Origin of the sequence: Pseudomonas nitroreducens, from assembly GCF_024170165.1 — a bacterium.
Taxonomy (GTDB): Bacteria; Pseudomonadota; Gammaproteobacteria; order Pseudomonadales; family Pseudomonadaceae; genus Pseudomonas; species Pseudomonas nitroreducens_C.
The window spans coordinates 17,965-44,574 of sequence record NZ_JALJXP010000020.1 but is presented as its reverse complement, the minus strand read 5'-3'; the positions used below and the strand labels follow the sequence as shown (position 1 = coordinate 44,574).

At 66.7% G+C, this 26,610-nt stretch carries 27 protein-coding genes; 13 read left to right on the top strand and 14 right to left on the bottom strand.

Annotated elements, in window-relative coordinates; translation table 11 throughout:
- Positions 1–36: 36 nt before the first annotated feature.
- Genes J2T47_RS28285 through rpoE form a run of 4 tightly spaced genes read right to left on the bottom strand, consistent with a single transcriptional unit; the run spans position 37 to position 2,670 of the window.
- Entirely contained in the window at positions 37–507 is a 471-nt protein-coding gene (locus J2T47_RS28285; protein ID WP_253453964.1) for a SoxR reducing system RseC family protein, read from the bottom strand.
- The gene (locus J2T47_RS28280) at positions 504–1,448 is read right to left on the bottom strand and encodes a MucB/RseB C-terminal domain-containing protein (RefSeq protein ID WP_253453962.1); all 945 of its coding nucleotides are present in this window, start codon (positions 1,446–1,448) and stop codon (positions 504–506) included. The genes J2T47_RS28285 and J2T47_RS28280 overlap by 4 nt, the downstream gene beginning before the upstream one ends.
- A gap of 21 nt (positions 1,449–1,469) precedes the next feature.
- On the bottom strand, positions 1,470–2,054 hold the full coding sequence (locus tag J2T47_RS28275) for a sigma-E factor negative regulatory protein (protein ID WP_081517630.1): 585 nt from the start codon (positions 2,052–2,054) through the stop codon (positions 1,470–1,472).
- A 31-nt stretch (positions 2,055–2,085) separates the two neighbouring features.
- Entirely contained in the window at positions 2,086–2,670 is a 585-nt protein-coding gene (gene rpoE, locus J2T47_RS28270; RefSeq protein WP_017516654.1) for an RNA polymerase sigma factor RpoE, read from the bottom strand.
- 461 nt (positions 2,671–3,131) lie between these two features.
- On the opposite strand from rpoE, the gene nadB reads away from it, so the two are divergent.
- Positions 3,132–4,748, top strand: a complete 1,617-nt coding sequence (gene nadB / locus J2T47_RS28265) for an L-aspartate oxidase (protein ID WP_253453960.1) — start codon at positions 3,132–3,134, stop codon at positions 4,746–4,748.
- On the opposite strand, the gene J2T47_RS28260 is transcribed toward nadB, so the two are convergent.
- Together J2T47_RS28260 and J2T47_RS28255 are read right to left on the bottom strand one after the other, a co-directional pair.
- Positions 4,717–5,169: a protein YgfX gene (locus J2T47_RS28260; protein WP_253453958.1), complete on the bottom strand. Its 453-nt coding sequence runs from the start codon at positions 5,167–5,169 to the stop codon at positions 4,717–4,719. The genes nadB and J2T47_RS28260 overlap by 32 nt on opposite strands.
- Entirely contained in the window at positions 5,153–5,407 is a 255-nt protein-coding gene (locus J2T47_RS28255) for a succinate dehydrogenase assembly factor 2 (protein WP_138212446.1), read from the bottom strand. Before J2T47_RS28255 ends, J2T47_RS28260 begins: the two co-directional genes overlap by 17 nt.
- Before the next feature lie 170 nt (positions 5,408–5,577).
- Here J2T47_RS28255 and ygfZ point away from each other — a divergent pair, with 170 nt between their 5' ends.
- Both ygfZ and J2T47_RS28245 read left to right on the top strand, forming a co-directional pair.
- Positions 5,578–6,513, top strand: coding sequence for a CAF17-like 4Fe-4S cluster assembly/insertion protein YgfZ (ygfZ, locus tag J2T47_RS28250; RefSeq protein ID WP_253453956.1), 936 nt, complete (start codon positions 5,578–5,580; stop codon positions 6,511–6,513).
- 45 nt (positions 6,514–6,558) lie between these two features.
- Positions 6,559–7,395: an HDOD domain-containing protein gene (locus J2T47_RS28245; protein ID WP_253453954.1), complete on the top strand. Its 837-nt coding sequence runs from the start codon at positions 6,559–6,561 to the stop codon at positions 7,393–7,395.
- A gap of 78 nt (positions 7,396–7,473) precedes the next feature.
- Here the strand turns inward: J2T47_RS28245 and J2T47_RS28240 are convergent, their stop codons facing one another.
- Together J2T47_RS28240 and J2T47_RS28235 are read right to left on the bottom strand one after the other, a co-directional pair.
- Positions 7,474–8,880 carry a sensor histidine kinase gene (locus tag J2T47_RS28240; RefSeq protein ID WP_253453952.1) on the bottom strand — a complete coding sequence of 469 codons (1,407 nt, stop codon included), beginning with the start codon at positions 8,878–8,880 and terminating at the stop codon, positions 7,474–7,476.
- Entirely contained in the window at positions 8,873–9,544 is a 672-nt protein-coding gene (locus J2T47_RS28235; protein ID WP_015476079.1) for a response regulator, read from the bottom strand. Before J2T47_RS28235 ends, J2T47_RS28240 begins: the two co-directional genes overlap by 8 nt.
- 286 nt (positions 9,545–9,830) lie before the next feature.
- Between J2T47_RS28235 and J2T47_RS28230 the strand changes: the two genes are divergently transcribed.
- The 4 genes from J2T47_RS28230 to J2T47_RS28215 are packed head-to-tail and all read left to right on the top strand — an operon-like array spanning position 9,831 to position 14,175.
- Positions 9,831–11,120: an OprD family porin gene (locus J2T47_RS28230; protein WP_253453950.1), complete on the top strand. Its 1,290-nt coding sequence runs from the start codon at positions 9,831–9,833 to the stop codon at positions 11,118–11,120.
- Positions 11,121–11,149: 29 nt separating this feature from the next.
- On the top strand, positions 11,150–12,127 hold the full coding sequence (locus J2T47_RS28225; RefSeq protein ID WP_233298331.1) for a Bug family tripartite tricarboxylate transporter substrate binding protein: 978 nt from the start codon (positions 11,150–11,152) through the stop codon (positions 12,125–12,127).
- Positions 12,128–12,176: 49 nt separating this feature from the next.
- Positions 12,177–12,644, top strand: a complete 468-nt coding sequence (locus tag J2T47_RS28220; RefSeq protein WP_253453948.1) for a tripartite tricarboxylate transporter TctB family protein — start codon at positions 12,177–12,179, stop codon at positions 12,642–12,644.
- 10 nt (positions 12,645–12,654) lie between these two features.
- Positions 12,655–14,175 carry a tripartite tricarboxylate transporter permease gene (locus J2T47_RS28215; RefSeq protein ID WP_253453946.1) on the top strand — a complete coding sequence of 507 codons (1,521 nt, stop codon included), beginning with the start codon at positions 12,655–12,657 and terminating at the stop codon, positions 14,173–14,175.
- 39 nt (positions 14,176–14,214) lie between these two features.
- Here J2T47_RS28215 and J2T47_RS28210 read toward each other — a convergent pair whose 3' ends face one another.
- From J2T47_RS28210 to J2T47_RS28195, 4 genes are all read right to left on the bottom strand, one after another.
- Positions 14,215–14,568 (bottom strand): hypothetical protein, encoded by a 354-nt coding sequence (locus tag J2T47_RS28210; protein ID WP_253453944.1) that lies wholly within the window; start codon positions 14,566–14,568, stop codon positions 14,215–14,217.
- Between the two features lie 53 nt (positions 14,569–14,621).
- Complete coding sequence (gene ung, locus J2T47_RS28205; RefSeq protein WP_192289762.1) at positions 14,622–15,314, bottom strand: uracil-DNA glycosylase; 693 nt, start codon at positions 15,312–15,314, stop codon at positions 14,622–14,624.
- Between the two features lie 54 nt (positions 15,315–15,368).
- Positions 15,369–15,935, bottom strand: a complete 567-nt coding sequence (locus J2T47_RS28200; protein WP_253453942.1) for a hypothetical protein — start codon at positions 15,933–15,935, stop codon at positions 15,369–15,371.
- Positions 15,936–16,032: 97 nt separating this feature from the next.
- Positions 16,033–16,911, bottom strand: a complete 879-nt coding sequence (locus J2T47_RS28195; RefSeq protein ID WP_253453940.1) for an AraC family transcriptional regulator — start codon at positions 16,909–16,911, stop codon at positions 16,033–16,035.
- 195 nt (positions 16,912–17,106) lie between these two features.
- Here J2T47_RS28195 and J2T47_RS28190 point away from each other — a divergent pair, with 195 nt between their 5' ends.
- The 6 genes from J2T47_RS28190 (at position 17,107) to J2T47_RS28165 (ending at position 22,933) form a co-directional block, all read left to right on the top strand.
- A complete protein-coding gene (locus J2T47_RS28190; protein ID WP_253453938.1) occupies positions 17,107–18,270 on the top strand; it encodes an isobutyryl-CoA dehydrogenase in 1,164 nt (387 codons plus the stop codon).
- A 245-nt stretch (positions 18,271–18,515) separates the two neighbouring features.
- On the top strand, positions 18,516–19,334 hold the full coding sequence (locus J2T47_RS28185) for an enoyl-CoA hydratase (RefSeq protein ID WP_253453936.1): 819 nt from the start codon (positions 18,516–18,518) through the stop codon (positions 19,332–19,334).
- Between the two features lie 10 nt (positions 19,335–19,344).
- Positions 19,345–20,448: an enoyl-CoA hydratase/isomerase family protein gene (locus tag J2T47_RS28180; protein ID WP_253453934.1), complete on the top strand. Its 1,104-nt coding sequence runs from the start codon at positions 19,345–19,347 to the stop codon at positions 20,446–20,448.
- A gap of 130 nt (positions 20,449–20,578) precedes the next feature.
- Complete coding sequence (gene mmsB, locus J2T47_RS28175) at positions 20,579–21,463, top strand: 3-hydroxyisobutyrate dehydrogenase (RefSeq protein ID WP_253453933.1); 885 nt, start codon at positions 20,579–20,581, stop codon at positions 21,461–21,463.
- Between the two features lie 72 nt (positions 21,464–21,535).
- A complete protein-coding gene (locus J2T47_RS29365; protein ID WP_253453931.1) occupies positions 21,536–22,168 on the top strand; it encodes a potassium channel family protein in 633 nt (210 codons plus the stop codon).
- Positions 22,169–22,291: 123 nt separating this feature from the next.
- The gene (locus J2T47_RS28165; RefSeq protein ID WP_253453928.1) at positions 22,292–22,933 is read left to right on the top strand and encodes an NAD(P)-dependent oxidoreductase; all 642 of its coding nucleotides are present in this window, start codon (positions 22,292–22,294) and stop codon (positions 22,931–22,933) included.
- A 157-nt stretch (positions 22,934–23,090) separates the two neighbouring features.
- Here J2T47_RS28165 and J2T47_RS28160 read toward each other — a convergent pair whose 3' ends face one another.
- Together J2T47_RS28160 and J2T47_RS28155 are read right to left on the bottom strand one after the other, a co-directional pair.
- Entirely contained in the window at positions 23,091–24,461 is a 1,371-nt protein-coding gene (locus J2T47_RS28160; RefSeq protein ID WP_253453926.1) for an HlyD family type I secretion periplasmic adaptor subunit, read from the bottom strand.
- Positions 24,451–26,607: a type I secretion system permease/ATPase gene (locus J2T47_RS28155; protein WP_253453924.1), complete on the bottom strand. Its 2,157-nt coding sequence runs from the start codon at positions 26,605–26,607 to the stop codon at positions 24,451–24,453. The genes J2T47_RS28160 and J2T47_RS28155 overlap by 11 nt, the downstream gene beginning before the upstream one ends.
- Positions 26,608–26,610: the final 3 nt, after the last annotated feature.

Here is a 26,610-nt window from a genome sequence, read left to right as displayed (position 1 = left end):
TGACTACAGCTCCCGTGATGTTGATTGGGAAGATCACTAAACAGGGCCGGGCGGCCCACCGACCAGCGCACGCAGCACAACCGGTTGCATCGCCGGATCATCCGTATGGCGTCGCGCATGGCGACGCACCAGCAGCCAGGCCAGCAGGAAACCCGCCAGCCCGGCCACGATGATGAGAGGTTCCCCCAGATCGAGGCGCGCCGCCAGTAGCGCCAGCGCGAACAGCCCGATCAGCGGGGAAAGATAGAAAAGCAGGGCGCTTCTCAGCAGAAGGTGTTCATCCACGCCCAGCAGGATTTCATCGCCAGGCTTAAGATTCGATGAAGCCAGGTTCGGCGAGATCAGCGCTTGCACTCGGCTGCGTCCCTGGGTAACACCCAGTCGCTCCAGGAGACCCTGGCCGCAACCGGCGTTGACCGAACATCCCGAGCAGGTGGAGCGGCGCAGCGTTTCGACCTGGACCGTTCCAGACTCGACCGCAACCACTCTTCCCCGCTCATGGATCACTGTGGCTGGGCTCCCGTTGGCCGCATGGACAACGCCACGCGCTCGGCCGTGCCACTGGGTATCTCGCCGACCACGGTCACCATGGTGCCGCCATCGTCACTGGCGAACCGCCTCGACACCACGGTGGTCGGGCCCAGCTGGGTGCGGGCATCATCGACCTTGGCGCCGTGCAGCGGCTCGAGGAAGACCGAGAAACGCGCCAGTCCGTCGCCGTAGGCCAGGCACAGGACCTGATCATTGGAGACCGGGCTGCGCTCCTGCAACGTACTGTTCAGGGTAAAGCCCGGCGGCACCCATTCCGAATGCCAGTTGGTCTTCACTTCGGCAACCTTGGCTTCCTTCACCGGCTTGCAGGCCGCGCTCGCCTGCAACTCGCCGTCATCCGGCGCTGCCATGTCGATGCGGGTGAACTGCAGGCGCTCGATGATCTGGCCCTTGTCGTTGAGCAGCAGGGACTTGAGCGGCAGGCCCGTCTCCTTGTCCACGTGCAGCTCGAAGCCATAGCGATGCTGGTCACGCGGGATCACCGCCAGCACCACCGCCGGACGATCGGCAATGCGCGACTCGCCGGCGACGCGAACGTCGTAGTAGGTGGACAGATCCGTCGGGTTGAGCTTGCGTGCCGGCCACATCTCACCGGTCGACACCTGCCCCGACATGCCTCCACCTACGCACTGGGTGGCGCCATCGACGCGCACCACTTCCTGGCGCGGTCCATCGACCTGAACCAGGCGCTCGCGTACCGAGCCATCACTCTCCACACGATGCCAGACATCGTGGGTAGTGAAGGCTCCGCTGCGTTCGTAGATGAAAGTGCCCTGGAAGTTCTGTTGCTGATCAGCCTCGGAGAGGCGCTTGATCCAGTCCAACGCATCGGCGGCCTGGACTGGCAATGCCAGCAGACCGCCGAGGAAGAACAACAGTGCTGTAGTCGCGCGCATGTCGCTCCTTAAGGTCGCAAATCAGCGGCTTTCCAGGCTCGCGGCGCGTGCGTAAGGCAGGGCGCTGTCGGTGCCGCTGACGGCGGACTGCTGCGCGTGTTGACGCAGGTAACCCGGAAGACGCTGCTCGTGCCAGGTGGTCTGCCCACCCTGGGCATTGGTGATCACCTGCGGCGCCTCGTCCTGAGTGTAGCCTGCCAGTACCGCCGGGCCTTGCACTTGCGGCAGGGCGATCTGCGGAGTGGCGCCTTGCTGGGCAAGGCCGTTGGCGACACTGTCATCCTGGTGGTACATGCGCACACCGGCCAGAACAGCCAGGGTCACCGAAGCGGCGACCGCCAGACGGCCGACGTTACGCCACGGATTGCGACTGCGCGGCGCCGGGGCGGCTTCATCGGCCAGCGCGGCGGACACGGCGGCGGCAATGTCCAGCTTGGGCATGGCCGGCTCGCGGTGCATCACTGCACGGGCCAGCTGGTAACGGGACCAGGTGGCCCGCAATTCGGCGTCCTCGCCGCAGGCTGCAAGCACACGCCGCAGCTCAAGCTCATCCGCTTCGTTATCCATTACCGCGGACAGCGACTCCTGCAGGGCTTCACGACTCATAGCGGTACCTCTCTTGGCTTCTGCCGCTGTATCAGACTTCATCATGCAACAAAGGCTGCAAAGCTTTGTCGATCGCTTCCCGCGCACGGAATATCCGTGAGCGGACGGTCCCCACCGGACACTGCATCACGGTGGCGATATCTTCGTAACTCAGGCCTTCGAACTCGCGCAGGGTCAAAGCCGTGCGCAAATCATCGGGCAGCTGCTGGATGGTGCGATGGACGGTTTCCTCGATCTCATCCCGCAGCATGGCTCTTTCCGGCGACTCGATGTCCTTCAGGGCGTGATCGCCGTCGAAGAACTCCGCGTCCTCTGCCGTGACATCGCTGTCCGGCGGCCGCCGACCGCGCGCAACCAGATGGTTCTTCGCGGTGTTGATGGCGATACGGTACAGCCAGGTATAAAAGGCACTGTCGCCGCGGAAGTTGCCCAAGGCGCGATACGCCTTGATGAATGCTTCCTGTGCAACGTCCTGGGCTTCCTGGGCGTCGTGCACGAATCGCACGATGAGCCCCAGAATCTTGTGCTGGTACTTCAGCACCAGCAGGTCGAATGCCCGTTTGTCTCCGCGCTGTACCCGTTCAACCAGTTGCTGATCCTGTTCCTGGGTTAGCATGAATGCTCCTCTGAAAACCTGGAGGAGCTTCGAGCACCCTGGTAAATCGTCCTGCCAAGATAGACTCGGGTCTTTTGCAAAAGTTCTCCCCTCCAAGCATGCGCCGCACAGTTTTTTCACATTGGCGGCAATCGGACCCCGACATGCGTCCGAAGCCCGTCAAATTCAACTGTACCGGGCGGAACACCCGCTCCCCTTCCGCGCAATGTCAATCTGCACGCAAAGTTGATTGGGTATTCCGCGTTCGAACCGGAACGCCTGAAAAAGTTCCGGTGATTTGCCGTGATCGTTCAATGATTCCGACGCAACCCCAGGCGCCTGCCGGACCGGCTTGAGCGGGGAAGAAAGCTTCCCGCCCTGCGACTGCCGCCCCACCGCACGCGCCTTCGGTGTCATCGGTTCGCCAGTATTGTGCCGTGGCCCCCTTCTATATACTAGGGCGCCATTTTGTGGAGCCGGGTATGAGTCAGCATTTCCAGCACGATGTCCTAGTGATCGGCAGCGGGGCCGCCGGCCTGACGCTGGCTTTGACGCTGCCTTCGCACCTGAGGATCGCCGTGCTGAGCAAGGGCGAACTGTCCCAGGGCTCCACCTTCTGGGCCCAGGGCGGCGTCGCTGCCGTGCTGGATGACACCGATACCGTCGAGTCCCACGTCGAGGACACTCTGGTCGCGGGCGCCGGCCTGTGCCGCGAGGACGCGGTGAAATTCACCGTCGAGCATAGCCGCGAGGCGATCCAGTGGCTGATCGAACAGGGCGTGCCCTTCACCCGCGACCATGAACCGGGCCGCGAGGACGGTGGTTTCGAATTCCACCTCACTCGTGAAGGCGGCCACAGCCACCGCCGCATCATCCATGCCGCCGACGCCACCGGCGCCGCGATCTTCAACGCCCTGCTGGAACAGGCCCGCCAAAGGCCGAACATCGAACTGCTGTCGCAACGGGTCGCCGTCGACCTGATCACCGAGCAGAAACTGGGGATGGACGGTCAACGCTGCCTCGGCGCCTACGTGCTGGATCGCTCCACCGGCGAAGTCGACACCTTCAGCGCGCGCTTCACCGTGCTCGCCTCCGGCGGCGCCAGCAAGGTCTACCTCTATACCAGCAACCCCGACGGCAACTCCGGCGATGGCATCGCCATGGCCTGGCGCGCCGGCTGCCGGGTCGGCAACCTGGAGTTCAACCAGTTCCACCCGACGTGCCTGTACCACCCGCAGGCCAAGAGCTTCCTGATCACCGAGGCGCTGCGCGGCGAAGGCGCCCTGCTCCGCCTGCCCAACGGCGAGCGCTTCATGCCGCGCTTCCACACCCTGGGCGAGCTGGCCCCGCGCGATGTGGTGGCCCGCGCCATCGACCACGAGATGAAGCGCCTGGGCATCGACTACGTCTACCTGGACATCAGCCACAAGCCGGCCGAGTTCATCCGCGAGCACTTCCCTACCGTCTACGAGCGCTGCCTGGACTTCGGCATCGACATCACCCGCGAGCCCATCCCGGTGGTGCCGGCAGCGCACTACACCTGTGGTGGCGTGCTGGTGGACTCCCAGGGCCGCACCGACGTACCGAACCTCTATGCCATCGGCGAGACGACCTTCACCGGCCTGCACGGCGCCAACCGCATGGCCAGCAACTCGCTGCTGGAATGCTTCGTCTATGCCCGCTCCGCCGCCGCCGACATCCTCGCCGAGCTGCCCAAGGCGCAGACGCTGGTTGCGCTGCCCTGCTGGGACGCCAGCCAGGTGACCGACTCCGACGAGGACGTGATCATCGCCCACAACTGGGACGAACTGCGGCGCTTCATGTGGGACTACGTGGGCATCGTTCGCACCAACAAGCGCCTGGCCCGTGCACAGCACCGGGTGCGCCTGCTGCTGGACGAGATCGACGAGTTCTACTCGAACTACAAGGTCAGCCGCGACCTGATCGAGTTGCGCAACCTGGCCCAGGTGGCCGAACTGATCATCCTCTCCGCCATGCAGCGCCACGAGAGCCGCGGCCTGCACTACACGCTGGACTATCCGGAGCTGTTGCCCGAAGCCCGCGACACTATCCTGGCGCCGTCCACCTATTGCGACTGAAGCGCAGCCGCACGCGCAGGCGCCGGTGCAACTCCGGCGCCAGGGCATCGGCCGGCACGCAGACGCTGCGTGCCAGCCAGTCGCCGGGGCGGCGGAAACGCAGGACGATCAACGAGGGCAGCGCCAGACTGTCCGGCAGCAACTGCACCGGTTGAAAGCCTTCCCGCTCGCTCCACAGCTGCCAGCCCTCGGCGTTGTGGCGCAGCGCACGCACCGAATCCGGCGCACGCAATAGAATCCGCCCAGGCACAACCCAACAGGCATGCAGCAGGCAGAGGCTCAGGCCGAGCGTTTTCCAGTGAAGGGGAGTCTCCGCGAGCAGCAGCGCCAGGACGGCGCAGCACTGCGCGGCGAGGTAGGCCGCCAGCAGACCGTTGGACGGTTGCCAGCGGCACTCGAAGGGGTCACTTCGGCTGGACACGGTCCAGGATCATCCGAACGATGATGCGCAGGTCGGCATCTTCCGGCTCGCCGCGCTGCATGAACCAGCCGAACATGTCCTGATCCTCGCACTCCAGCAGCTTGCGGAAGCGCGCCTGATCGTCGGCGGGCAGCCCCGGGTAGACTTCCTGGACAAAAGGCACCAGCAGGACGTCCAGTTCCAGCATGCCGCGGCGGCTGTGCCAGAAAAGGCGTTTGAGTTCGGTTTCGTCGTTCATCTGCGGGTTCCCTCGAATAACTGCGAGCAAATACATCGGAACGCTCGCGAAGTCGACGGACGGCGCGAGCCGACCGGCATTATACGCATGCTCGGCTCACCCGGCACCCGCTGACAAGGCTGGGCCTGAGCTCTATCATGAGGCCCCTAACTTTCTTCCAGCGAATCGTGATGACCGACTCTGCTTTCTACACCGAACTCAATCACGAAGGGATTCTCGCCGTCCGTGGCGCGGACGCCGCCAAATTCCTCCAGGGCCAGCTGACCTGCAATCTCAATTACCTGAACGCCGAATACGCCAGCCTCGGCGCCCGCTGCACGCCCAAGGGCCGCATGACCTCCAGCTTCCGCATCCTCGCCGAAGGCGAAGGCTTCCTGCTGGCCATGGCCGGCGACCTGCTGGAAAGCCAGCTGACGGACCTGAAGAAGTACGCGGTGTTCTCCAAGGCCACCCTGTCCGATGACAGCACCCAGTGGGCGCGCTTCGGCCTGAGCGGTGCTGATGCCGTCCTCGCCGAACTGGGCCTGAGCCTCTCCGGCGCGGCCGACCAGGTCGCGCGGGCCGAGGGCCTGATCGCCATCGGCCTCGGCCAGGGTCGCGTCGAACTCTGGGTATCGGCCGAACGCGCCGCCGCCGTCGCCGACCTGCTGCAGGCCCGCCTGCCCCACGCCGAACTCAACGACTGGCTGCTCGGCCAGGTCCGCGCCGGCGTCGGCCAGGTCTTCGGTGCCACCCGCGAGCTGTTCATCCCGCAGATGATCAACCTGCAGGCCGTGGGCGGCGTGAGCTTCAAGAAGGGTTGCTACACCGGCCAGGAAATCGTCGCGCGCATGCAGTACCTCGGTCGCCTCAAGCGCCGCCTGCAGCGTCTGAAACTCGATAGCGCCGAACTGCCGGAGCCGGGCCGCGAGCTGTTCTCGCCGGTGCACGCCACCAGCGTCGGCGAAGTGGTACTGGCCGCCCGCGCGGCCGATGGCGTGGAACTGCTCGCCGTGCTGCAGGACGACGCCGCTGCCGATGGCAACGTGCGCCTGGGCGAAGACCAGCCTCTGCGCCTGCTGGATCTGCCTTACGTTCTGGACAGCGACCGCGAGATCCAGCGCTGAATTTCGTGCCGGGCGGGGAGCCCGGCTTTCCCTGAAGGACACTTCATGAGCAAGCTTGCCGAAAAAGTACAACAGGAACTGCTGCGGGCCATCGACAACGATGAGCTGGTGCTGCCGACGCTGCCGGAAGTCGCCCTGCGCGTCCGTGAAGCGGCGGAAGACCCGGACATCAGCATCCAGGATCTGGCCAAGGTGATCGGCAACGACGCCGCCCTGACCGCACGCATCATCAAGGTGGTGAACAGCCCGCTGCTGCGCACCAACAAGGAAATCACCGATCTGCAGATGGCGATCAGCCGCCTGGGGATCAACTACACCTGCAACCTGGCCACGGGCCTTGCCATGGAGCAGATGTTCCAGGCCACTTCCGATGTGGTCGACCGCAAGATGCGCGAGGTGTGGAACAAGAGCACCGAGATCGCCGGCATCTGCCATGCCCTGTGCCGCCACTACACCCGCCTGGCGCCGGATCAGGCGACCCTGGCCGGCCTGGTGCACCAGATCGGCGTGCTGCCGATCCTCACCTACGCCGAAGAACACAGCGAGCTGCTGGCCGACTCCATCAGCCTCAATCACGTGATCGAGCGCATCCACCCGGTCATCGGCGACCGCATCCTCAAGGCCTGGGACTTCCCGGCGCTGATCGCCGCCGTACCGGGCCAGCACCTGGACTTCAGCCGCGACTCGGCCAAGGTCGACTACGTGGACATCGTCCAGGTTGCCACCCTGCAGAGCTACCTCGGCAGCCAGCACCCCTACACCGAGCTGGACTGGGCCACCATCCCGGCCTTCGCCAAGCTGGGCCTGGACCCGAAGGCCGACGTGAAGGAAGACGAAGATCTCTCCGCTGCGATGGAAGCGGCGATGAGCATGCTGCAGTAACGACTGGCATCCGCGCCGCCGCGATGCTTTTGCCCCACACCGAAACCCGCCCTTACCGGCGGGTTTCGCGTTTCTGGCTCAGGCGTTTTCCGCCGGGAAGGTCACCCGCACCAGCAACCCGCCCAGTTCGCCCTGGCCCAGTTCGATACGAGCGCGGTGCGCGCTGCAGATCTCGCCGACGATGGCCAGACCCAGCCCAGTGCCTTGCTGGCGACGGCGGTAGAAGCGGCGGAACACCTTGTCGCGCTCTTCCGCAGGGATGCCGGGGCCGTCGTCCTCGACTTCCAGTTCCGCGGGCGAGCGCACGCGGATGATCACGTTGCCGTCCGCCGGGGCGTGGGCGATGGCGTTGTCCACCAGATTGCTGAGCAGCTCGTTGAGCAGGGTCGGATCGCCCTTCACCCAAGCCGGCTGGTCCGCCTCCAGCGCCAGCGCCACGCCGCGCGAATAGGCCAGCGGCGCCAGCGCAAGGCCCAGCTCGCGGGCCAGCTGGCTCAGTTCGATGCTTTCCCCCGCGCCCTCGGCGATGGCGCGGGCACCACTTTCCACCCGCGCCAGGGACAGCAACTGGTTGGCCAGCCCGGTGACCCGGTCGGTGTTCTGCACGGCATCTGCCAGCGTCGCGCGCCATTGCTGCGGGTCCTGCTCGCGCAAGCCCAGCTCCAGCCGTGCCTTGAGCGCTGCCAGCGGGGTGCGCAGCTCGTGGGAGGCCTCGGCAATGAACTGCGACTGGCGGTCGAACAGCCCGCGCAGGCGCACGGTGAAATGGTTGAGCGCCGCCACCAGCGGGCGCAGCTCCTTCTGCACGCGGACTTCCGGCAACGGCCGCAGGTCGTCCGGCTGGCGTTCTTCCACCGCTTCGCGCAGACGGTCGAGCGGGCGCAGGCCGGCACTCACCGCGTACCAGACCATCATCAGCGCGGCGATGGCCGACAACGCGAGGTTGAGCAGGGTGTCGGCGAGCAGGTTGCGCGCCAGCCGCTCGCGGGCGCCCAGGGTTTCGGCGACGCGGATTTCCGCCATGCCGTTGACCGTCGGCTGGCTCACCGGCTGCAACAGGCTGACCACGCGCACGCCCTGCCCTTCGTAGGTCGCGTCGTAGAACTTGGCCAGCGCCGGGTAATCGTCGGTGCGCGGCGTGGTCGGCAGCGGCGCGGGGAGGTTCTCGTAGCCGGAGATATTGTTCCCCTGCGGGTCGATCACCTGGTAGAAGATGCGCCCGGCGCTGTCGTACTCGAAGCTGTCCAGCGCCACATAGGGCACGTTGGCGCGCAGGGTGCCATCGCTGGCATAGAGGCCATCGGCGATGTCCCGCGCCGAGGCCAGCAGGGTGCGGTCATAGGCGATGTCCGCCGCGTGCCGGGCCCGCCAGTAGGTGGCCGCGCTGCCGATCAGCAACAACACCAGCAGCAGGCCGCCCAGGCGCCAGAGCAGGCGCCCGCGCAAACTGCCCGTGCCGGGGAACACCCAGCGCCGTTCAGCCATCCCGGGCCTCGAGCAGATAGCCCAGGCCACGGAAGGTGACGATGCGCACCGAGCTGCCTTCGAGCTTCTTGCGCAGGCGGTGCACGTAGATTTCGATGGCGTCCGCGCTGGCATCCTGATCCAGGCCGAACACCTGCGCCGCCAGTTGCTCCTTGCTCATCACCCGTCCCGGACGGGCAATCAGCGCCTCCAATACGGCCTGCTCGCGGGAGGTCAGGTTCATCGCCTGCTCGGCCAGGGTGAAGCGCCGCGCGCCGAGGTCGTAGACCAGCTCGCCACAGCGCTGCTGCTGTTCGCCACCCAGCACACTGCGGCGCAGCAAGGCCTTCACCCGCGCTTCCAGCTCGGTGAGTTCGAAGGGTTTGGCCAGGTAATCGTCAGCGCCCAGGTTCAGCCCGTGCACGCGGTCGCGCACCTCACCACGGGCGGTGAGCATCAGCACCGGCAGGGTCTTGCCGCGCTCACGCAGACGCGCCAGCACCTGGAAGCCGTCCAGCCGCGGCAGGCCGACATCGAGGATCGCCAGCGCGTAGTCCTCGCTGGCCAGGGCCAGGTCGGCGGCCACGCCGTCCTGCAGCAGGTCCACGGTCCAGCCGGCGCCCTTGAGCGCCTGGGCGACGCTTTCACCGAGTTGCGGATGGTCTTCAACCAGGAGAATTCGCACGGGTTTCTACCCCTCGGACTACAGGTTCGGGCCGGCAGTTTACCCATCCGCGCGCCGCTGTGAATGGGGGAAATTCGCTGAAATCACTGCGAAAGGTGACTGAAAGCCTGGCGAAAGCTTAGCCCGTTAGCATCGCCAACGAGCCGCCTCCCAACCCCGAATATTTCAGCGCCGACTGCCCAGGCGCAACGGCGGGAGCAGCGGACTCGACGACGGCGAAGACCGTCAACAGAGCGAAAGGCGGCGTGGTGCCCTTTCGCGACAACAACAAGAACGGAGACCACAGATGCCCACCGCCCGGCCTTTGGCTGCACCGGCTTTCGCCAAGCCCAGTTCCCGCTGTCTGACCCCCGCCCTACTGGCTTTCGCCGGGGTCGCCCCGCTGTGCGAAGCCGCCGGCTTCGTCGAAGACAGCAGCGCCACGCTCAGTACCCAGAACATCTACTTCAACCGCGACTTCCGCGACGGCGACGGCCAGTCCAAGCGCGAAGAATGGGCGCAGGGTTTCATCCTCGACTTCCAGTCCGGCTACACCCCCGGCACCCTCGGCGTCGGACTCGATGCCATGGGCATGCTCGGCCTGAAACTCGATTCCTCGCCGGACCGCACCGGCACCGGCCTGCTGCCGACCCACGACGACGGCCGCGCCGCCGACGAGTACAGCAAGCTGGGCCTGACCGCCAAGTTCAAGGCCTCCGAGACCGAGCTGAAAATCGGCAGCCTGATCCCCGACCTGCCCACCCTGCAGCCCAACGACAGCCGTCTGTTCCCGCAGACCTTCGAAGGCGGGCTGCTCAACTCCACCGACCTGCCGGGCCTGAACTTCACCGGCGGGCGCCTGGAGAAAGTGAAGGACCGCGACTCCACCGACTGGCAGGACCTCGCGCTGAACAACAAGAACCGCCGCTTCTCCGGTGGCAGCGCCGAGGGCAGGCACTACGACCTGGCCGGCGGCGACTACCAGTTCACCGACAATCTCACCGGCCGCTATCACTACGCGCAGCTGGACGAGGTGTACCGTCAGCACTTCGTCGGCCTGCTCGCCAGCTACCCGCTGGGCCCGGGCAAGTTCAGCGCCGATGTGCGCCTGGCCATCAGCGACGACCAGGGCGAGGCGCGCGGCGGCGAGATCGACAACCGCGCCTTCAACGGCATGCTCGGCTACGCCCTGGGCGCCAACAAGTTCAGCCTCGGCTGGCAGCAGATGAGCGGCGACAGCGCCTTCCCCTACATCGACGGCAGCAACCCCTACCTCGTCAACTTCGTCCAGGTCGGCGACTTCGCCGAGACCGACGAACGCTCCTGGCAGGTCCGCCACGACTACGACTTCGCCAAGCTCGGCATCCCCGGCCTGACGCTGATGAATCGCTACATCAGCGGTGACAATGCCAAAATCAACGGCATGGACGGTCACGGCAAGGAATGGGAGCGCAACACCGACATCAAGTACGTGATCCAGAGCGGCCCGCTCAAGGACGTCGCGGTGCGCGTGCGCAACGCCACCTACCGTTCCAGCTTCGCGCGGGACGCCGACGAGACGCGTATCTACCTCAGCTACTCCCTGGCGATCTGGTAAACCGACAACAACAAGAGAGGCATCGCACCATGTCCACCGTCCTGCGCAACCTGACCCTCGCCGGCGCCACCCTGCTCGCCGCCAGCCAACTGATGGCCGAGCCCAAGCGCCCGGAATGCATCGCCCCGGCCTCCCCCGGCGGCGGCTTCGACCTCACCTGCAAGCTGGCGCAGAGCGCCCTGGTGGACGAGAAGCTGCTGACCAAGCCGATGCGCGTCACCTACATGCCCGGCGGCGTCGGCGCCGTGGCCTACAACGCGGTGGTCGCCCAGCGCCCGGCCGACGGCAACACCATCACCGCCTTCTCCAGCGGCTCGCTGCTGAACCTGGCCCAGGGCAAGTTCGGCCGCTTCGACGAGAACGCCGTGAAGTGGCTGGCCGCCGTGGGCACCAGCTATGGCGCCATCGCCGTGCCCAGCGACTCGCCGTACAAGAACCTCGGCGACCTGGTGGCCGCGCTCAAGGCCGACCCGGGCAAGGTGGTGATCGGTTCCGGCGGCACCGTCGGCAGCCAGGACTGGATGCAGACCGCGCTGATCGCCAAGGCCGCCGGCATCGATCCGAAGCAGCTGCGCTATGTCGCCCTGGAAGGCGGCGGCGAAATCGCCACGGCGCTGCTGGGCGGGCACATCCAGGTGGGCAGCACGGACATCTCCGACTCCATGCCGCACATCCGCGCCGGCAAGATGCGCATCCTCGCGGTGTTCTCCGAGGAACGCCTGAAGGATGAAGGCATGGCCGACATCCCCACCGCCAAGGAGCAGGGCTTCGACATCGTCTGGCCGGTGGTACGCGGCTTCTATGTCGGGCCGAAGGTGAGCGATGAGGACTACCAGTTCTGGAAGGCCTCCTTCGACAAGCTGCTGGCTTCCGAAGACTTCGCCAGGCTGCGCGACCAGCGCGAGCTGTTCCCCTTCGCCATGACCGGCCCGGAACTGGACGCCTACGTGAAGCAGCAGGTCGCCCAGTACAAGCAGCTGGCCCGCGAGTTCGGCCTCATCCAGTAACTCCCCGCGCGGCGCCGCCTTCCGCGAAGGCGGCGCCAGGAGACTCCCCATGTCCCGTACCAGCCTCTTCCAGCGGCTGTTCGCCGGCGCCTGGCTGTTCGCCTGCGTCGCCTTCGCCCTGATCGCCTGGCAACTGCAGGCGCCCTTCTCCTACGAACCGGTCGGCCCGCGCGCCTACCCGCTGCTCTGCCTGGGCCTGATGGCCGTAGGCCTGGCCTGGCTGATCGCCCGCCCCACGCCGATCAAGGGCGAGGAAGACGAGCCCGCGCTGGAAGGCGCACTGCTGGCCAAGGTGGTGCTCTGCGTCGTCCTGCTGGCGGTGTATGCCGGCCTGTTCGAGCCGCTGGGCTTCATCCCGGCGAGCGCGCTGGTCGGCACCTTCATCGCACTGATCTACGGCGGCCGCCCGGTGCCCAGCGTGATCACCGCGACGCTGCTCGCCATCGGTCTCTACGTGCTGTTCGACCGCACCCTGGACGTCCCGCTGCCGCTGGGCATCCTCGATCCCCTGCTCTGAGGAAATCGTCATGGAAACTTTGAGCTACCTCGGGCAGGGCTTCGGCGTCGCCCTGACCCCGTACAACTTGATCACCGCACTGATCGGCACCCTGATCGGCACCGTCGTCGGCCTGCTGCCGGGCCTGGGCCCGATCAACGGCGTGGCGCTGCTGATCCCGGTGGCCTTCGCCCTCGGCCTGCCGCCGGAATCAGCGCTGATCCTGCTGGCCGCCGTGTACCTGGGCTGCGAATACGGCGGGCGGATTTCCTCGATCCTGCTGAACATTCCCGGTGAAGCCTCCACCGTGATGACCACCCTCGACGGCTACCCCATGGCCCGCAATGGCCTGGCCGGCGTGGCCCTGTCGCTGTCGGCGTGGAGCTCCTTCATCGGTGCCTTCATCGCCACCTGCGGCATGGTGCTGTTCGCCCCGCTGCTGGCGAAATGGGCGATCGCCTTCGGCCCGGCGGAATACTTCGTGCTGATGGTCTTCGCCATCGTCGCCCTCGGCGGGCTGGCCGGCGACCGGCCGCTGAAAACCCTGCTGGCGGCGCTGCTCGGGCTGTTCCTCTCCAGCGTCGGGATCGACGCCAACAGCGGCGTGTACCGCTTCACCTTCGACAACATCCACGTCTCCGACGGCATCCAGTTCGTCGTGCTGGTGCTGGGCCTGTTCTCGGTGAGCGAAATCCTCCTGCTGCTGGAGAAGACCCACCACGGCCACAAGATGGTCGAGGCCAGCGGGCGCATGCTGTTCAACATGAAGGAAGCGGCCTCGGTGGCTGCGGTCAACGTGCGCTGCGGCCTGCTCGGCTTCATCATGGGCGTGTTGCCCGGCGCTGGCGCGACCCTGGCCAGCGCCGTGGCCTACATGACCGAGAAGAAGATGGCCGGCGAGACGGGCAAGTTCGGCAAGGGCGACCTGCGCGGCCTGGCCGCCCCGGAAACCGCCATCGGCGCTTCCGCCTGCGGCGCGCTGGTGCCGATGCTGACCCTCGGCGTACCCGGTTCGGGCACCACCGCGGTGATGATCGGCGCGCTCAGCCTGTACAACATCACCCCGGGCCCGCTGCTGTTCCAGGAACAGCCGAACATCGTCTGGGGCCTGATCGCCTCGCTGTTCATCGCCAACGTCATGCTGATCATCCTCAACGTGCCGATGGTGCGGGTGTTCACCCGCATCCTCTCGGTGCCGAACTGGGCGCTGGTGCCGGGCATCGCGATCATCACCGCGATCGGCGTCTACGCCGTACACGCCACCACCTTCGACCTGTTCCTGATGGTCGCCATCGGCATCCTCGGCTACATCCTGCGCAAGCTGGACTTCCCGCTGTCGCCACTGCTGCTGGGCTTCATCCTCGGCGGGCTGATGGAGCAGAACCTGCGCCGCGCGCTGTCCATCTCCAATGGCGAACTGGGCATCCTCTGGTCCAGCCCCATCGCCATCGGCACCTGGGCGCTGGTCGCGCTGATGCTCGGCCTGCCGCTGTACCGCGCCTGGCGCAAACGCGCCCGCCGCTCCCGCGAAGCCGTGGCTGACGCCGCGTAAAGCAAACCACGCTCGCCGCGTCGAGACGCGCGGCGATTTTCAAGGCCCGCCTTTGTGCGGGCCTCTTTTTTTGTTGCGATCAGGAGGCACGGGAGACGCGCAGCGAGACAGTCCAGCGCTCGCCGCTGACCGGTTTGGCGCAAACGACTTCGACGACCTTGCGCCTAAGCTCGGCGCGAACAGGCGAATCTCACCCCAGCGGGTGTCCAGCGGCACTGAACAGCGGGCAACAAGGGTCTTGAGATTGGGTTCGGCCACCGTCCAGGCGGTGTCGTCGCGGGCGTTCTCGGTGGCGACGAAGGCACGGGCCGCCTGGTCGATTTCGTACAGGTCGTGAATCGACTCGCTGGAGCGGAAGTCTTCGAGCGGGGAACCGGCGGCGAGGCAGTTCATGCCGAACACCAGGCTCGGCAGGAAAAGCAGCCACGCGCGCCGGAGCATTGGTATCACACCGGAGGCAACGACCAGTCGATAGGCGTCAGGCCGTGCTGTTCGAGGAACTTGTTGGTTCGACTGAAGTGGCCGTTGCCGAGGAAGCCGCGGTAGGCCGAGAGCGGCGACGGGTGCGCGGACTTGAGCACCAGGTGCTTCTGTGCGTCGATCAGCTTCTGCTTGCTCTGCGCATGGGAGCCCCAGAGCAGGAACACCAGGTTCTCGCAGCGCTGGCTGACCACTTCGATCACCTTGTCGGTGAACGGGCCCCAGCCCGCCTGGGCGTGGGAGCCGGCGCGGGCCTGCTCGACGGTGAGCGAGGTGTTGAGCAGCAGCACGCCCTGCTCGGCCCAGTGCTGCAGGTAGCCGTGGCTGGGGATCGGCAGGTTGAGGTCGCGTTGCAGCTCTTTATAGATGTTCTGCAGCGACGGCGGCGTCGGCACGCCCGGCTGTACCGAGAAGCACAGGCCGTGGGCCTGGCCGGGGCCGTGGTACGGGTCCTGGCCGATGATGACGACCTTGATGCGCTCCAGCGGCGTGGTGTTCAGCGCGTTGAAGATCAGCGGACCGGGCGGGAAGATCACCTTGCCGGCGGCCTTCTCCGTGCGCAGGAACTCGCCCAGCTGCTTCATGTAGGGTTTTTCGAACTCCTCATGGAGGGCTTCTTTCCAGCTGGGTTCCAGCTTGATCCGGTCGTCGTGGGTCATGGTGCGTCTGCCTGGTGAAACGAACCGGCACGCTAAGCAAGCGCCCCGGCCAAGTCAAGGCGACTTGTGCCGCACCGCCCAGGAGCCCGGCAAACGCGGCGCACCACTGCCCAGGCCAGCAATAATCCACGCCGCGACGGCGACCGTCAGGCCCAGGTGGAACAGCTCGCGGCGCGGTACGCCAGCCAGTTCGCCACGGGTACCGATCAGCAGCCCGCTGCCGATGAACAGCAGCGCGCCGAACAGCGCCGGCAGGTAGCGACGGGAACGGCCGGGCCAGGCGATCACCAGCAGCGCGATCAGGTTGCTGACCAGCGTGATTTCGGACGGCAGCACCAGCAGCGCGATACAGCCCAGCAGCACCAGGAGTTGCCGCCCTGCCCCGCCAGGCGACGCCCCCAGCGCAATCAGCGGCAGCCCCACTGCGCCAGACAGCACACTCGCCAGGTGGTGCGCCTCGGCCATTGCACCAAGGCCGCCGTATTCCAGCGCACCCAGCAACGCCGCAACGCCCATGGACAGGAAGCCCAACACCCGCCAGCCCTGGCGCTCGCGCAGGGCGAGCCACGCGGCGATGGCGCAGGCCAGGGTCAGCAGCAGTTCGACGATCACGGGCAGCATGGGCAAATCCTTCTTCTTGTCATCGCCGCAGACTAGCGAGCCGCCGGACCACTCGCACGGTCGAGCGCGACAGCGCAGCGGACGAGCTGCGCCATCCTCATCCCTGGTGCAACGCGCGGTAGTGACTGGGCGCCATGCCCACCACGCTCTTGAACAGCCGCGAGAAGTAGTACGGGTCGGTATAGCCCAGTTGCTCGGCCACCTGGCGCACCTCCAGGTTGCCCTGATCGAGCAGCCGGCAGGCGTGGGTCATCTTCAGCCGGATGAAATCCTGGATCGGCGCCTGGCCGGTCAGCGCGCGGTAGGTCTTGGCGAAGTGGAAGCGCGACAGGCGGAACTGCGCCGCCAGCTCGTCGAGGTTCAGCGCGTCGTGCAGGTGCTCGCGCATCATCGCCTGCACTGCCTCCACATCCAGCACCCGCCCGGACTTCAGCCGTGCCCGTGCCGGGCGCAGGGCCAGGGAGGTCAGCAGGCTCTGCAGCAGATGGGCGGCATGGATGAAGTGCGGCAGGCTCAGGCCCTGCCGGCGCAGCGCCAACAGCGCATCGAACTCCCCGAGCAGGCGCGGCTGCACGCCTACCCGCAGGCGCGGCGACTTGCCCAGCGGACGCAGGAAGTCCTCGGCCAGCCGGCCTTCCAGGTGCACCCAGAAGATCGACCAGGGCTGTTGCGGATCAGCCCCGTAGGCATGGGAGCGGCCCTTGGGCAGCACCAGCAGGTCGCCACCGGCGACCTCGAATCGTCCATCCGCCGTTTCCAGCCAGCCCTGCCCTGCGCTGCAGTAGATCAGCAAGTGATCATCGGGCTCCTCGCGCTCCATGCGATGCCCCACCGCGGCCGGGTAATAGCCCAGGGCCAGTGGATAACAGGCCTGGCCGAGCGGATGGCGATCCAGCGCGCGGCGCAGGCGCGGTGGCGTGATGAAGCGTACGCCCTGCTGCGGCAGCGGCCAGGTGGAGATCAGTGGGCGGGACATGGACAGGATTCCGGCAACAGCAATACCAAGATCGTCCATCCCCAGCACAAGATCGTCAATCCACAGCGGCCGGTGCAACGGCTATAACCCCAAGGCCGATCTCGAAAAGGCTCTTTACCCAGGAGCCGCCTTACCGAAAAGAAACGCGCCACGAGCGCCAAGCTGTAGCCGACAAGAACAAACAGAGGTAGCTGCATGCATTTCGATCTGTCCGAAGAACAACGCCTGCTGGTGGAGAGCGCCCGCGCCTTCGCCAGCCGCGAACTGGCGCCCCGCGCCGCCGACTGGGACCGCCAGCACCATTTCCCGGTGGAAGTGATCCGCCGCGCCGCCGAGCAGGGTTACCTGGGCCTGTACATCGCCGAGGAAGACGGCGGCCTGGGCCTGTCGCGCCTCTCTGCCTCGCTGATCTTCGAGCAGCTGGCCGCCGGCTGCGTCGCCACCACCGCCTACATGACCATCCACAACATGGCCAGCTGGATGCTCGCCAGCTTCGCCGATGCCGCGCTCAAGGAGCAGTGGCTGCCGGGACTGATCGGCGGGGAGCTGCTGGCCTCCTACTGCCTCACCGAACCGGACGCCGGCTCCGACGCCGCGCGCCTGCGCACCCGCGCCAAGCGCGACGGTGACGACTATGTGCTGGATGGCGCCAAGACCTTCATCTCCGGCGCCGGCTCCACCGACGTGCTGATCGTCATGGCGCGCACCGGCGAGGATGGCGCCAAGGGCATCTCCTGCTTCCTGGTGCCGGCCAACGCCGAAGGCATCCGCTACGGCCGCAACGAGGACAAGATGGGCTGGAAGGCGCAGCCGACCCGTACCATCACCTTCGAGGGTGTGCGCATTCCCGCCGGCAACCGCATCGGCCCGGAGGGCCAGGGCTTCGTCTACGCCATGAAAGGCCTGGACGGCGGCCGCCTGAACATCGCCAGTTGTTCCCTCGGTGCGGCCCAGGCGGCGCTGGAGCAGTCGCTGCGCTACGTCGAGGAGCGCAAGCAGTTCGGCAAGGCACTGGCCGAGTTCCAGGCCCTGCAGTTCAAGCTCGCCGACATGCTCACCGACCTCACCGCCAGCCGGCAGATGGTGCGCCTGGCCGCGCACAAGCTGGACCACAAGGACGGCGAGGCGACCCTCTACTGCGCGATGGCCAAGCGCTTCGCCACCGACCGCTGCTTTGCCCTGTGCAACGAGGCGCTGCAGTTGCACGGCGGCTACGGCTACCTCAACGACTATCCGCTGGAGCGCTGGGTGCGCGACAGCCGCGTGCACCAGATCCTGGAAGGCACCAACGAGATCATGCGGGTCATCGTCGCCCGGCGCCTGCTGGAACAGGGCGGGATGCTGGATCGCCTGCTCTGACGCTCCTGCGAAGATCAACAGAACCGTAGGGCGCATAACCTGGAACAGGTTATCCGCCGCCCCTGGGATGGCGGATAACGCTGGCGCGTTATTCGCCCTACGTATCGATCCACGCGATTCACTGGAAAAACCGCCCGCCCGCGCGGGCGCAATCGAACAGATCGGACATGGACGCGCGCCGTCGCGCACGCCTAGAGTCCATGCCCATACGCCCGCCCGCTGGCGGCACCGACCAGGAGATGCCCATGAGCAACGCCCTCGAGCCCTACAAGCCCGGAGTCTTCGACCTGACCCACAAGCTGACCGTGGAAAAACACGGCCACACCGCACTGATCACCATCAACCACCCGCCGGCCAACACCTGGGACCGCGACTCGCTGATCGGCCTGCGCCAGGTGGTCGAGCACCTGAACCGCGACGACGACATCTACGCCCTGGTGGTGACCGGCCAGGGTCCGAAATTCTTCTCCGCCGGCGCCGACCTGAACATGTTCGCCGACGGCGACAAGGCCCGCGCCCGCGAGATGGCCCGCCGCTTCGGCGAGGCCTTCGAGACGCTGCGCGACTTCCGTGGCGTGTCCATCGCCGCGATCAACGGCTACGCCATGGGCGGCGGCCTGGAATGCGCGCTGGCCTGCGACATCCGCATCGCCGAGCGCCAGGCGCAGATGGCCCTGCCCGAAGCCACCGTCGGTCTGCTGCCCTGCGCTGGCGGCACCCAGGCGCTGCCCTGGCTGATCGGCGAAGGCTGGGCCAAGCGCATGATTCTCTGCGGCGAACGGGTCGACGCGGAAACGGCGCTGCGCATCGGCCTCATCGAGCAGGTCGTCGACACTGGTGAAGCGCGCGGCACCGCCCTGCTGCTGGCGGCCAAGGTCGCGCGGCAGAGTCCGGTGGCGGTGCGCACCATCAAGCCGCTGATCCAGGGCGCCCGCGAACGCGGCCCGACTACCTGGCTGCCGGAGGAGCGCGAGCGCTTCGTCGACCTGTTCGACGCCGACGATACCCGCGAAGGCGTCAATGCCTTCCTCGAGAAACGCGATCCGCACTGGCGCAACCAATAAGGGCCCGACGATGAATGTGATGTTCGAAGAACGCCCCGGCCTGCACGGCTTCCGCATCGGCGTGGTGACGCTGGACGCGGAGAAGAGCCTGAATGCCCTGAGCCTGCCGATGATCGAGGCCATGAACCACCAGCTGCGCGTCTGGCAGGACGACGCGCAGATCGCCTGCGTGGTGCTGCGCGGCAATGGCGGCAAGGCCTTCTGCGCCGGCGGCGACGTACGCAAACTGGTCGATGCCTGCCGCGAGCAGCCAGGCGAGGTGCCGGAACTGGCCCGGCGCTTCTTCGCCGACGAGTACCGCCTGGACTACCTCATCCACAGCTATTCCAAACCGCTGATCTGCTGGGCCCACGGCTACGTGATGGGCGGCGGCATGGGCCTGATGCAGGGCGCCGGCGTGCGCATCGTCACCCCGAGCAGCCGCCTGGCCATGCCGGAAGTGAACATCGGCCTGTACCCGGATGTCGGCGCGAGCTGGTTCCTCGCCCGCCTGCCCGGCCGCCTGGGCCTGTTCCTCGGCCTGACCGCCACCCAGATGAACGCCCGCGACGCGCTGGACCTGGACCTCGCCGACCGCTTCCTGCTCGACACCCAGCAGGAAGACCTGATCGAAGGCCTGGTGCAGCTGAACTGGCGCGAACAGGCCGACGTGCAGCTGCACAGCCTGCTGCAGGCGCTGGAGCACGAAGCCCGGGGCGAGATGCCCGAAGCCCAGCTGTTGCCACGCCGCGCACGCCTGGATGCGGTACTCGACAGCGCCAACATCGCGGAAGCCTGGAATGCACTGACTGCGCTGGTCGGCGACGAGGACGCGCTGATCGCCCGCGGGGCGAAGACCCTCGCTTCGGGCTGCCCGCTGACCGCTCATCTGGTCTGGGAGCAGATCCGCCGCGCGCGCCATCTGTCGACTGCCGAGGTGTTCCGCATGGAGTACGCGATGAGCCTGAACTGCTGCCGTCACCCGGAATTCCCGGAGGGCGTGCGGGCCCGGCTGATCGACAAGGACAACACCCCGCACTGGCACTGGCCGGATATCGCTGCCATACCTGATGCTGTGGTGAATGCGCACTTCGACGCGACCTGGGAGGGCGAGCATCCGCTGGCGGACCTGTAGGGTCCCCTCCCTGTAGGAGCGAGCTCGCTCGCGAACGGCTTCGCTGCGGGGCCCGTTCGCGAGCAAGCTCGCTCCTACGAAGAGCCATAGCGCTGGAGTGCCTGTCGTCTTTGAACAGGAGGAAACCAGCATGCAAACCATCGCCTTCATCGGCCTCGGCCACATGGGCGCCCCCATGGCCGCCAACCTGATCAAGGCCGGCTACCTGCTGCGCGTGTTCGACCTGGTGCAGAGCGCCATCGACGGCCTGATCGCCCAGGGCGCCAGTGCCGCGCGCAGCGCCCACGACGCGGTGGATGGCGCCGACGTGGTGGTCACCATGCTGCCGGCCAGCCAGCACGTCGAGGGGCTCTACCTCGGCAACGAAGGCCTGCTCGAACACATCGCCCCCGGGACCCTGGTCCTGGAGTGCTCGACCATCGCCCCAGCCTCCGCGCGCAAAGTCCACCAGGCCGCCGCCGAGCGCAGGATTCCCATGCTCGACGCTCCTGTATCCGGCGGCACCGGCGGCGCCATCGCCGGCACCCTGACCTTCATGGTCGGCGGTGACGCCGAGGTGCTCGAACGCGCGCGCCCGGTGTTCTCGGCCATGGGCCGCAATATCTTCCACGCCGGCGGCGACGGCGCCGGGCAAGTGGCCAAGGTGTGCAACAACCAGCTGCTCGCCGTGCTGATGATCGGCACCGCCGAGTCCCTCGCCCTGGGTGCCGCCAATGGCCTGGACCCGGCCGTGCTGTCGGAAATCATGCGGCGCAGCTCCGGTGGCAACTGGGCGCTGGAGGTGTACAACCCCTGGCCCGGCGTGATGGAGAATGCCCCCGCCTCGCGCGGCTATACCGGCGGCTTCATGGCCGCGCTGATGACCAAGGACCTGGGCCTGGCGCAGGAGACCGCGCAGGTCAGCGGCAACAGCACGCCCATGGGCAGCCTGGCGCTGGCGATGTACCGGCTGCTGGTGAAACAGGGTCATGGTGAGCAGGACTTCTCGGTGGTGCAGAAACTCTTCGATAACTGAAGGCCGGATATGGCTGGCGGACAACGCAATCGACCAGACTGGCAGCACCTCCGGTCGCAGATGCCGCCATCCGTGAAACGCTTTTTGCTGCACTACCGCTTCCGCCTGCTGCTGGGCAGCATCATCCTCCTGCTGGGCGTGCTGGCCTTTCCCGCGCCGCCCTTGCTGCTGAAGCTGGGCAGCCTGATGCTGATGGTGCTGGCTGCGCTCAACACCCTGCGCAGCCACAGCCGTCTGTTCCTGTTCACCAGCCTGACGGGCATCGTCAGTCTGTGCATGCTGTTCATTCCAGAGCACTGGGAACGGTCTCCCCTGCTGCACCAGGGCATTCCGCAGATGAGCTTCTACCTGCTTCTGGTGGTGGCGCTGTTCCGCCGCGTGACCCAGGAGCGTCCGGTAACCGGGGAGCTGCTCTATGGCCTGTGCTCGCTGTACCTGAACTTCGTGCTGGTGTTCGCCTTCACCTTCAACCTCATCGAACAGTTGCGGCCGCACAGCTTCGCCGGCGCCGGTCCGTTGCACCTGGACAGCTTCATCTACTTCAGCATGATCACCCTCACCACCATCGGCTATGGCGACATCGCCCCGGTACTGCCGCTGGCGCGCCTGCTGGCCGGCGCGGAGGCCATCATGGGAGCGCTGTTCATCGCCCTGGCCGTCGCCCGCGGGCTCAGCCTGATGAGCGATCAGCACGAGGAATTGTGAAGCCAGGCTTACGAGTGCATGGCGGCAGCAGGCGTTTATCCGAAGCCGTGCAACACCGAAGATGAATCACCTGCCGGCCATGCTTCCCGGGCGCGGCACTCCCTCCCACGAAAAGGTGATTCCATGAACATTGCCCTGATCGGCGCCACCGGCCACGTCGGCCACTATTTCCTCGAAGAGGCCCTGCGCCGCGGCCACCAGGTCACCGCACTGGTACGCGACCCGGCGAAGCTGCCGGCACGCGATCACCTCGAGGTGGTCCAGGCCGACGTCTGCGACCCCGCCCAGGTCGCCCGTGCCGTGGCTGGCCAGGACGCCGTGGTCAGCGCGTTCAATGCAGGCTGGGGCAATCCGGATATTCGCGAGGCCCACGCCAGCGGCAGCCGCGCCATCCTCGACGGCGTGAAGGCTTCCGGCGTGCAGCGTCTGCTGGTCCTCGGCGGCGCCGGCAGCCTGGAGATCGCCCCCGGCCAGCGCCTGGTGGACAGCCCGGAGTTCCCCGAACAGTGGAAGCAAGGCGCGCTTGGCGCCGCCGATGCACTGGACCAGCTGCGCGCCGAGAAGACGCTGGACTGGGCCTTCCTCAGCCCGGCGATGCTGCTCGACGGCGAGACCCGCACCGGCAGCTTCCGCCTCGGTAGCGACCAGGTGCTGTTCGATGGCAACGGCGAGAGCCGCATCTCCCTGCCGGACCTGGCGGTGGCGATGATCGACGAGGCCGAGCAGGCCAACCATCACCAGCAGCGGTTTACCGTGGCTTACTGACCGCGACGCTGGCGCCGATCTGCAGGAGCGTCCCATGGACGCGATCGCGGGCATGGCCCGCTCCTGCAGGGGGACCGGTGCCGGACCCCGGTGGAGCGTAAAAACGAAACGGGCCACCCCATGGGGTGGCCCGTTTTCGTGTGGCTCCGCGCGGCGGTCAGCGCTCGCGCAATGCCTCCGCCTTGGCCCGCAGGATCGGCTTGAGCAGGTAGCTGAGGATGCTCTTCTTACCGGTCATGATGTCCACGGTGGCGATCATGCCGGGGATGATCAGCAGCGGCTTGTCGTCCGTGCCCAGGTGGCTTTTGCGAGTGCGCAGCTTGATCAGGTAGAAGCTGTTGCCGTCGTCGTCGGTGACGGTGTCGGCGCCGATCTGCTCCAGGTCCGCCTGCAGGCCGCCGTAGATGGTGTAGTCATAGGCAGTGAACTTGACCATGGCGTGCTGGCCGGGACGCAGGAAGGCGATGTCCTGCGGACGGATACGCGCCTCCACCAGCAGGGTGTCGTCCAGCGGGACGATTTCGATCAGGTCGCTGCCCGGCTGGATCACGCCGCCGATGGTGTTCACCAGCAGCTGCTTGACGATGCCGCGCACCGGCGAGGTGACCAGGGTGCGGCTGACGCGGTCTTCCAGCGCCTTGCCGGTAGCCGTGGCCTTGCTCAGTTCGGTGCGGGCCTCGTTGAGTTCCTTCAGCGCGTCGCTGCGGAAGCGCGACTGGGTCTCGGCGACCTTGCGCTCCACTTCCTTCACGGCCGCTTCGGCGCGCGGGATCGCCAGTGTCGTGGCGTCGAGCTGACCACGGTTCTCGACCTCACCGCGCTTGAGACGCAGCAGCTCCACCTGGGACATCGCGCCCTGGGCCACCAGCGGCTCGGACATGGATATTTCCTGGCGCAGCAGGTTCAGGCTGTTGCGGTACTGCGCCTGCTTGGAGACGAACTCGCGCAGTTCCTGCTGCTTCTGCACCAGTTGCTGCTGCAGGCCGTCGGTTTCGTCCTTGAGCTGCTGCTGGCGACTGTGAAACAGCGCTTCTTCGCTGCTGGCCTGGCCCGGCGCCTTGGCGCGCACGTCCTCGGGGATGTTCAGCGCTCGCTCTTCCACCTCGGCGGACAGGCGCTCCACACGCAGGAACATCGCCAGGCGGTCGGCCTCGGTCTCGCCGACGTTGGACTGGAAGCGCGTCGGATCCAGGCGCATCAGCTGTTCGCCAGCCTGCACGACCTGCCCTTCGTGGACGAAGATCTGCGAGACGATGCCGCCTTCCAGGTTCTGGATCTTCTGCACCTTGGACGAGGGAATCGCCTTGCCTTCGCCGCGGGTGACTTCGTCGATCTGCGCGAAGTGCGCCCAGAGCAGCAGGAAGGCCACGAAGCCGATGAGAATCCAGATGGTCAGGCGTACCACCCGCGGCGCGTCCTCGATCAGCGCCTTGCTGACCTCCGGAAGCGGTTGCCCGGAGAGGTTGTCGCCGCCCTTGAAATAGCCACGGACAGAGTGGCGGATACTGCCCAGAGGATTAAGCGACACTGATCTGCCCCTTCTTCAGTGCATCCATGACCACGTCCTTCGGACCGTCGGCGATGATGCGGCCCTTGTCGATGATCACCAGGCGATCCACCAGGCTGAGCATGGAGGCGCGGTGGGTGACCAGCAGCAGTGTCTTCTCGCCCATGATCGCTTGCAGGCGCTGTTTCAGACGCTCTTCGCCGGCGTTGTCCATGGCGCTGGTGGGCTCGTCCAGCAGCAGGATCGGCGGGTCGAGCAGCAGTGCGCGGGCCAGGGCGACGTTCTGCCGCTGGCCGCCGGAAAGGTTGTGGCCGCGCTCGCCGACCTGCAGTTCGTAGCCCTGCGGGTGCAGGCGGACGAACTCGTTCACACCGGTCAGTTCGGCGACTTCCAGCACACGCTCGTCATCGATGTAGCGCGCGCCGCTGACCAGGTTGTCGCGCAGGGTGCCGCTGAACAGGCTGATGTCCTGCGGCACGTAGCCGATGTTGTGGCGCAGCTCGCTGATGTCCAGTTGGCGCACGTCGGCGCCGTCCACCAGCAGGTTGCCGTTCTCGGGCTGGTGCAGGCCGACGATCAGCTTGGCCAGGGAGCTCTTGCCCGAGCCGCTGCGGCCGATGATGCCGATCTTCTCGCCGGCGCGGATCTGCAGGTTGATGCCGTGCAGCGCCGCCACCTGCTGGTTCGGGTAGGCGAAGTCGAGGCCGCGCATTTCGATGCCGCCGCGCAGTTGCGAGCGGGTCAGCGGGCGTTCGTCGGCGTTGCGCTCCTGTGGCAGCTCCATCATCTGGTTGGTGGTGGCCATGGACAGGCGCGCCTGCTGGTAGCGCTGGATCAGCCCGGAGAGCTGGGTCAGCGGACCGAGGGCGCGGCCGTTGAGCATGTAGCAGGCGATCAGGCCGCCCATGGACAGGTCGCCGGCGATGATCAGGTAGACGCCGCCGATGATCATGATGACCCCGGCCAGCGCCTGGATCAGCACAGTGATGTTCATCGCCAGGGTCGACAGCAGCTTGACCCGCAGCTCCAGGCGGCTGAGGGTGCCGATGGTCTGTTCCCAGAGGTACTGGCGCTCGCTTTCGGCGTTGTTGACCTTCACCGCGTCGAGGCTGGCGAGGGTCTCGATCAGGCTCGACTGGCGCTCGGCAGCCAGCGCCATGGTGCGGTTCATGGTCTCCACCAGCGGCTTCTGCAGCAGCCAGCCCAGGCCCGCGGCCAGGGGGAAGGCAATCAGCGGAACGAACACCAGCGGCCCGCCGATGATGCCGATCACCAGCAGGATCAGCAGGGTGAAAGGCATGTCGATCAGGGTGGTGAGCGTGAGCGAGTTGAGGAAGTCGCGCAGCGTCTGGAATTCGTGGATGTTCTGGGCGAACGAGCCGACCCGCGCCGGGCGGTACTTCATGCTCATGCCGACGATGCGCTCGAACAGCGTCGCCGAGATGATCAGGTCGGTCTTCTTGCCGGCCAGGTCCAGGCACAGGCCGCGCATGGTCTTGAGCAGCAGGTCGAACAGGTAGGCGCCGCTGATGCCGATGGCCAGCACCCAGAGGGTGGCGGCGGCCTGGTTGGGCACCACACGGTCGTAGACGTTCATCACGAACAGCGGCGCAGCCAGGGCGATCAGGTTGATCAGCAGGCTCGCGGCCACGGCGTCGACGTAGAGCCAGCGCGAGCGCTTGAGGGTATCGCGGAACCAGCTCTTGGCGCGCGGGATCAGCTCGCCGTGCTGCAGGTCGAACCTGTGCTGCGGCTGAGCGAAGAAGGCCTGGCCGGCGTAGTCCTCGCTGAGCAGCTCGCGGGTGACGCGCACTTCGCCGCCGTCGCTCTCGGACAGCAGCAGGCGCGCATCGCCGTTGTTCTCCCAGCCCAGCAGCACCGCGCAGCGCCCTTCGCGCAGCAGCAGCATGGCGGGCATCGCCAGTGCGGGAATCTGCTCCAGCTTGCGCTGCAGCAGTCGCCCCTGCAGGCCGGCACGAGCCGCCGCACGGGGCAGCAGCTCGGCGGACAGGCGCTGGCCGGGCAGCGGCAGGCCGCTGGTGAGCATGGCGCGACTGGCCGGTTTCTGGTGCAGCTGACAGAGCGTCAGCAGGCTGTCCAGCAGCGGGTCATCCAGCAGACCGCGCGGATCGTGGCTTAGGGGTACTTCGCTGACTTCTTGATCCACGCG

Coding starts and splice junctions, on each gene's coding strand:
- J2T47_RS28245 (WP_253453954.1), top strand. CDS start 6,559: ATGAGCAAGCTTGCCGAAAAAGTACAACAGGAACTGCTGCGGGCCATC.
- J2T47_RS28220 (WP_253453948.1), top strand. CDS start 12,177: ATGTCCCGTACCAGCCTCTTCCAGCGGCTGTTCGCCGGCGCCTGGCTG.
- J2T47_RS28185 (WP_253453936.1), top strand. CDS start 18,516: ATGAGCAACGCCCTCGAGCCCTACAAGCCCGGAGTCTTCGACCTGACC.
- J2T47_RS28210 (WP_253453944.1), bottom strand. CDS start 14,568: ATGAACTGCCTCGCCGCCGGTTCCCCGCTCGAAGACTTCCGCTCCAGC.
- J2T47_RS28225 (WP_233298331.1), top strand. CDS start 11,150: ATGTCCACCGTCCTGCGCAACCTGACCCTCGCCGGCGCCACCCTGCTC.
- ygfZ (WP_253453956.1), top strand. CDS start 5,578: ATGACCGACTCTGCTTTCTACACCGAACTCAATCACGAAGGGATTCTC.
- J2T47_RS28190 (WP_253453938.1), top strand. CDS start 17,107: ATGCATTTCGATCTGTCCGAAGAACAACGCCTGCTGGTGGAGAGCGCC.
- J2T47_RS28275 (WP_081517630.1), bottom strand. CDS start 2,054: ATGAGTCGTGAAGCCCTGCAGGAGTCGCTGTCCGCGGTAATGGATAAC.
- J2T47_RS28240 (WP_253453952.1), bottom strand. CDS start 8,880: ATGGCTGAACGGCGCTGGGTGTTCCCCGGCACGGGCAGTTTGCGCGGG.
- J2T47_RS28230 (WP_253453950.1), top strand. CDS start 9,831: ATGCCCACCGCCCGGCCTTTGGCTGCACCGGCTTTCGCCAAGCCCAGT.
- ung (WP_192289762.1), bottom strand. CDS start 15,314: ATGACCCACGACGACCGGATCAAGCTGGAACCCAGCTGGAAAGAAGCC.
- J2T47_RS28280 (WP_253453962.1), bottom strand. CDS start 1,448: ATGCGCGCGACTACAGCACTGTTGTTCTTCCTCGGCGGTCTGCTGGCA.
- rpoE (WP_017516654.1), bottom strand. CDS start 2,670: ATGCTAACCCAGGAACAGGATCAGCAACTGGTTGAACGGGTACAGCGC.
- J2T47_RS28165 (WP_253453928.1), top strand. CDS start 22,292: ATGAACATTGCCCTGATCGGCGCCACCGGCCACGTCGGCCACTATTTC.
- J2T47_RS28180 (WP_253453934.1), top strand. CDS start 19,345: ATGAATGTGATGTTCGAAGAACGCCCCGGCCTGCACGGCTTCCGCATC.
- nadB (WP_253453960.1), top strand. CDS start 3,132: ATGAGTCAGCATTTCCAGCACGATGTCCTAGTGATCGGCAGCGGGGCC.
- J2T47_RS28195 (WP_253453940.1), bottom strand. CDS start 16,911: ATGTCCCGCCCACTGATCTCCACCTGGCCGCTGCCGCAGCAGGGCGTA.
- J2T47_RS28255 (WP_138212446.1), bottom strand. CDS start 5,407: ATGAACGACGAAACCGAACTCAAACGCCTTTTCTGGCACAGCCGCCGC.
- J2T47_RS28215 (WP_253453946.1), top strand. CDS start 12,655: ATGGAAACTTTGAGCTACCTCGGGCAGGGCTTCGGCGTCGCCCTGACC.
- J2T47_RS28200 (WP_253453942.1), bottom strand. CDS start 15,935: ATGCTGCCCGTGATCGTCGAACTGCTGCTGACCCTGGCCTGCGCCATC.
- mmsB (WP_253453933.1), top strand. CDS start 20,579: ATGCAAACCATCGCCTTCATCGGCCTCGGCCACATGGGCGCCCCCATG.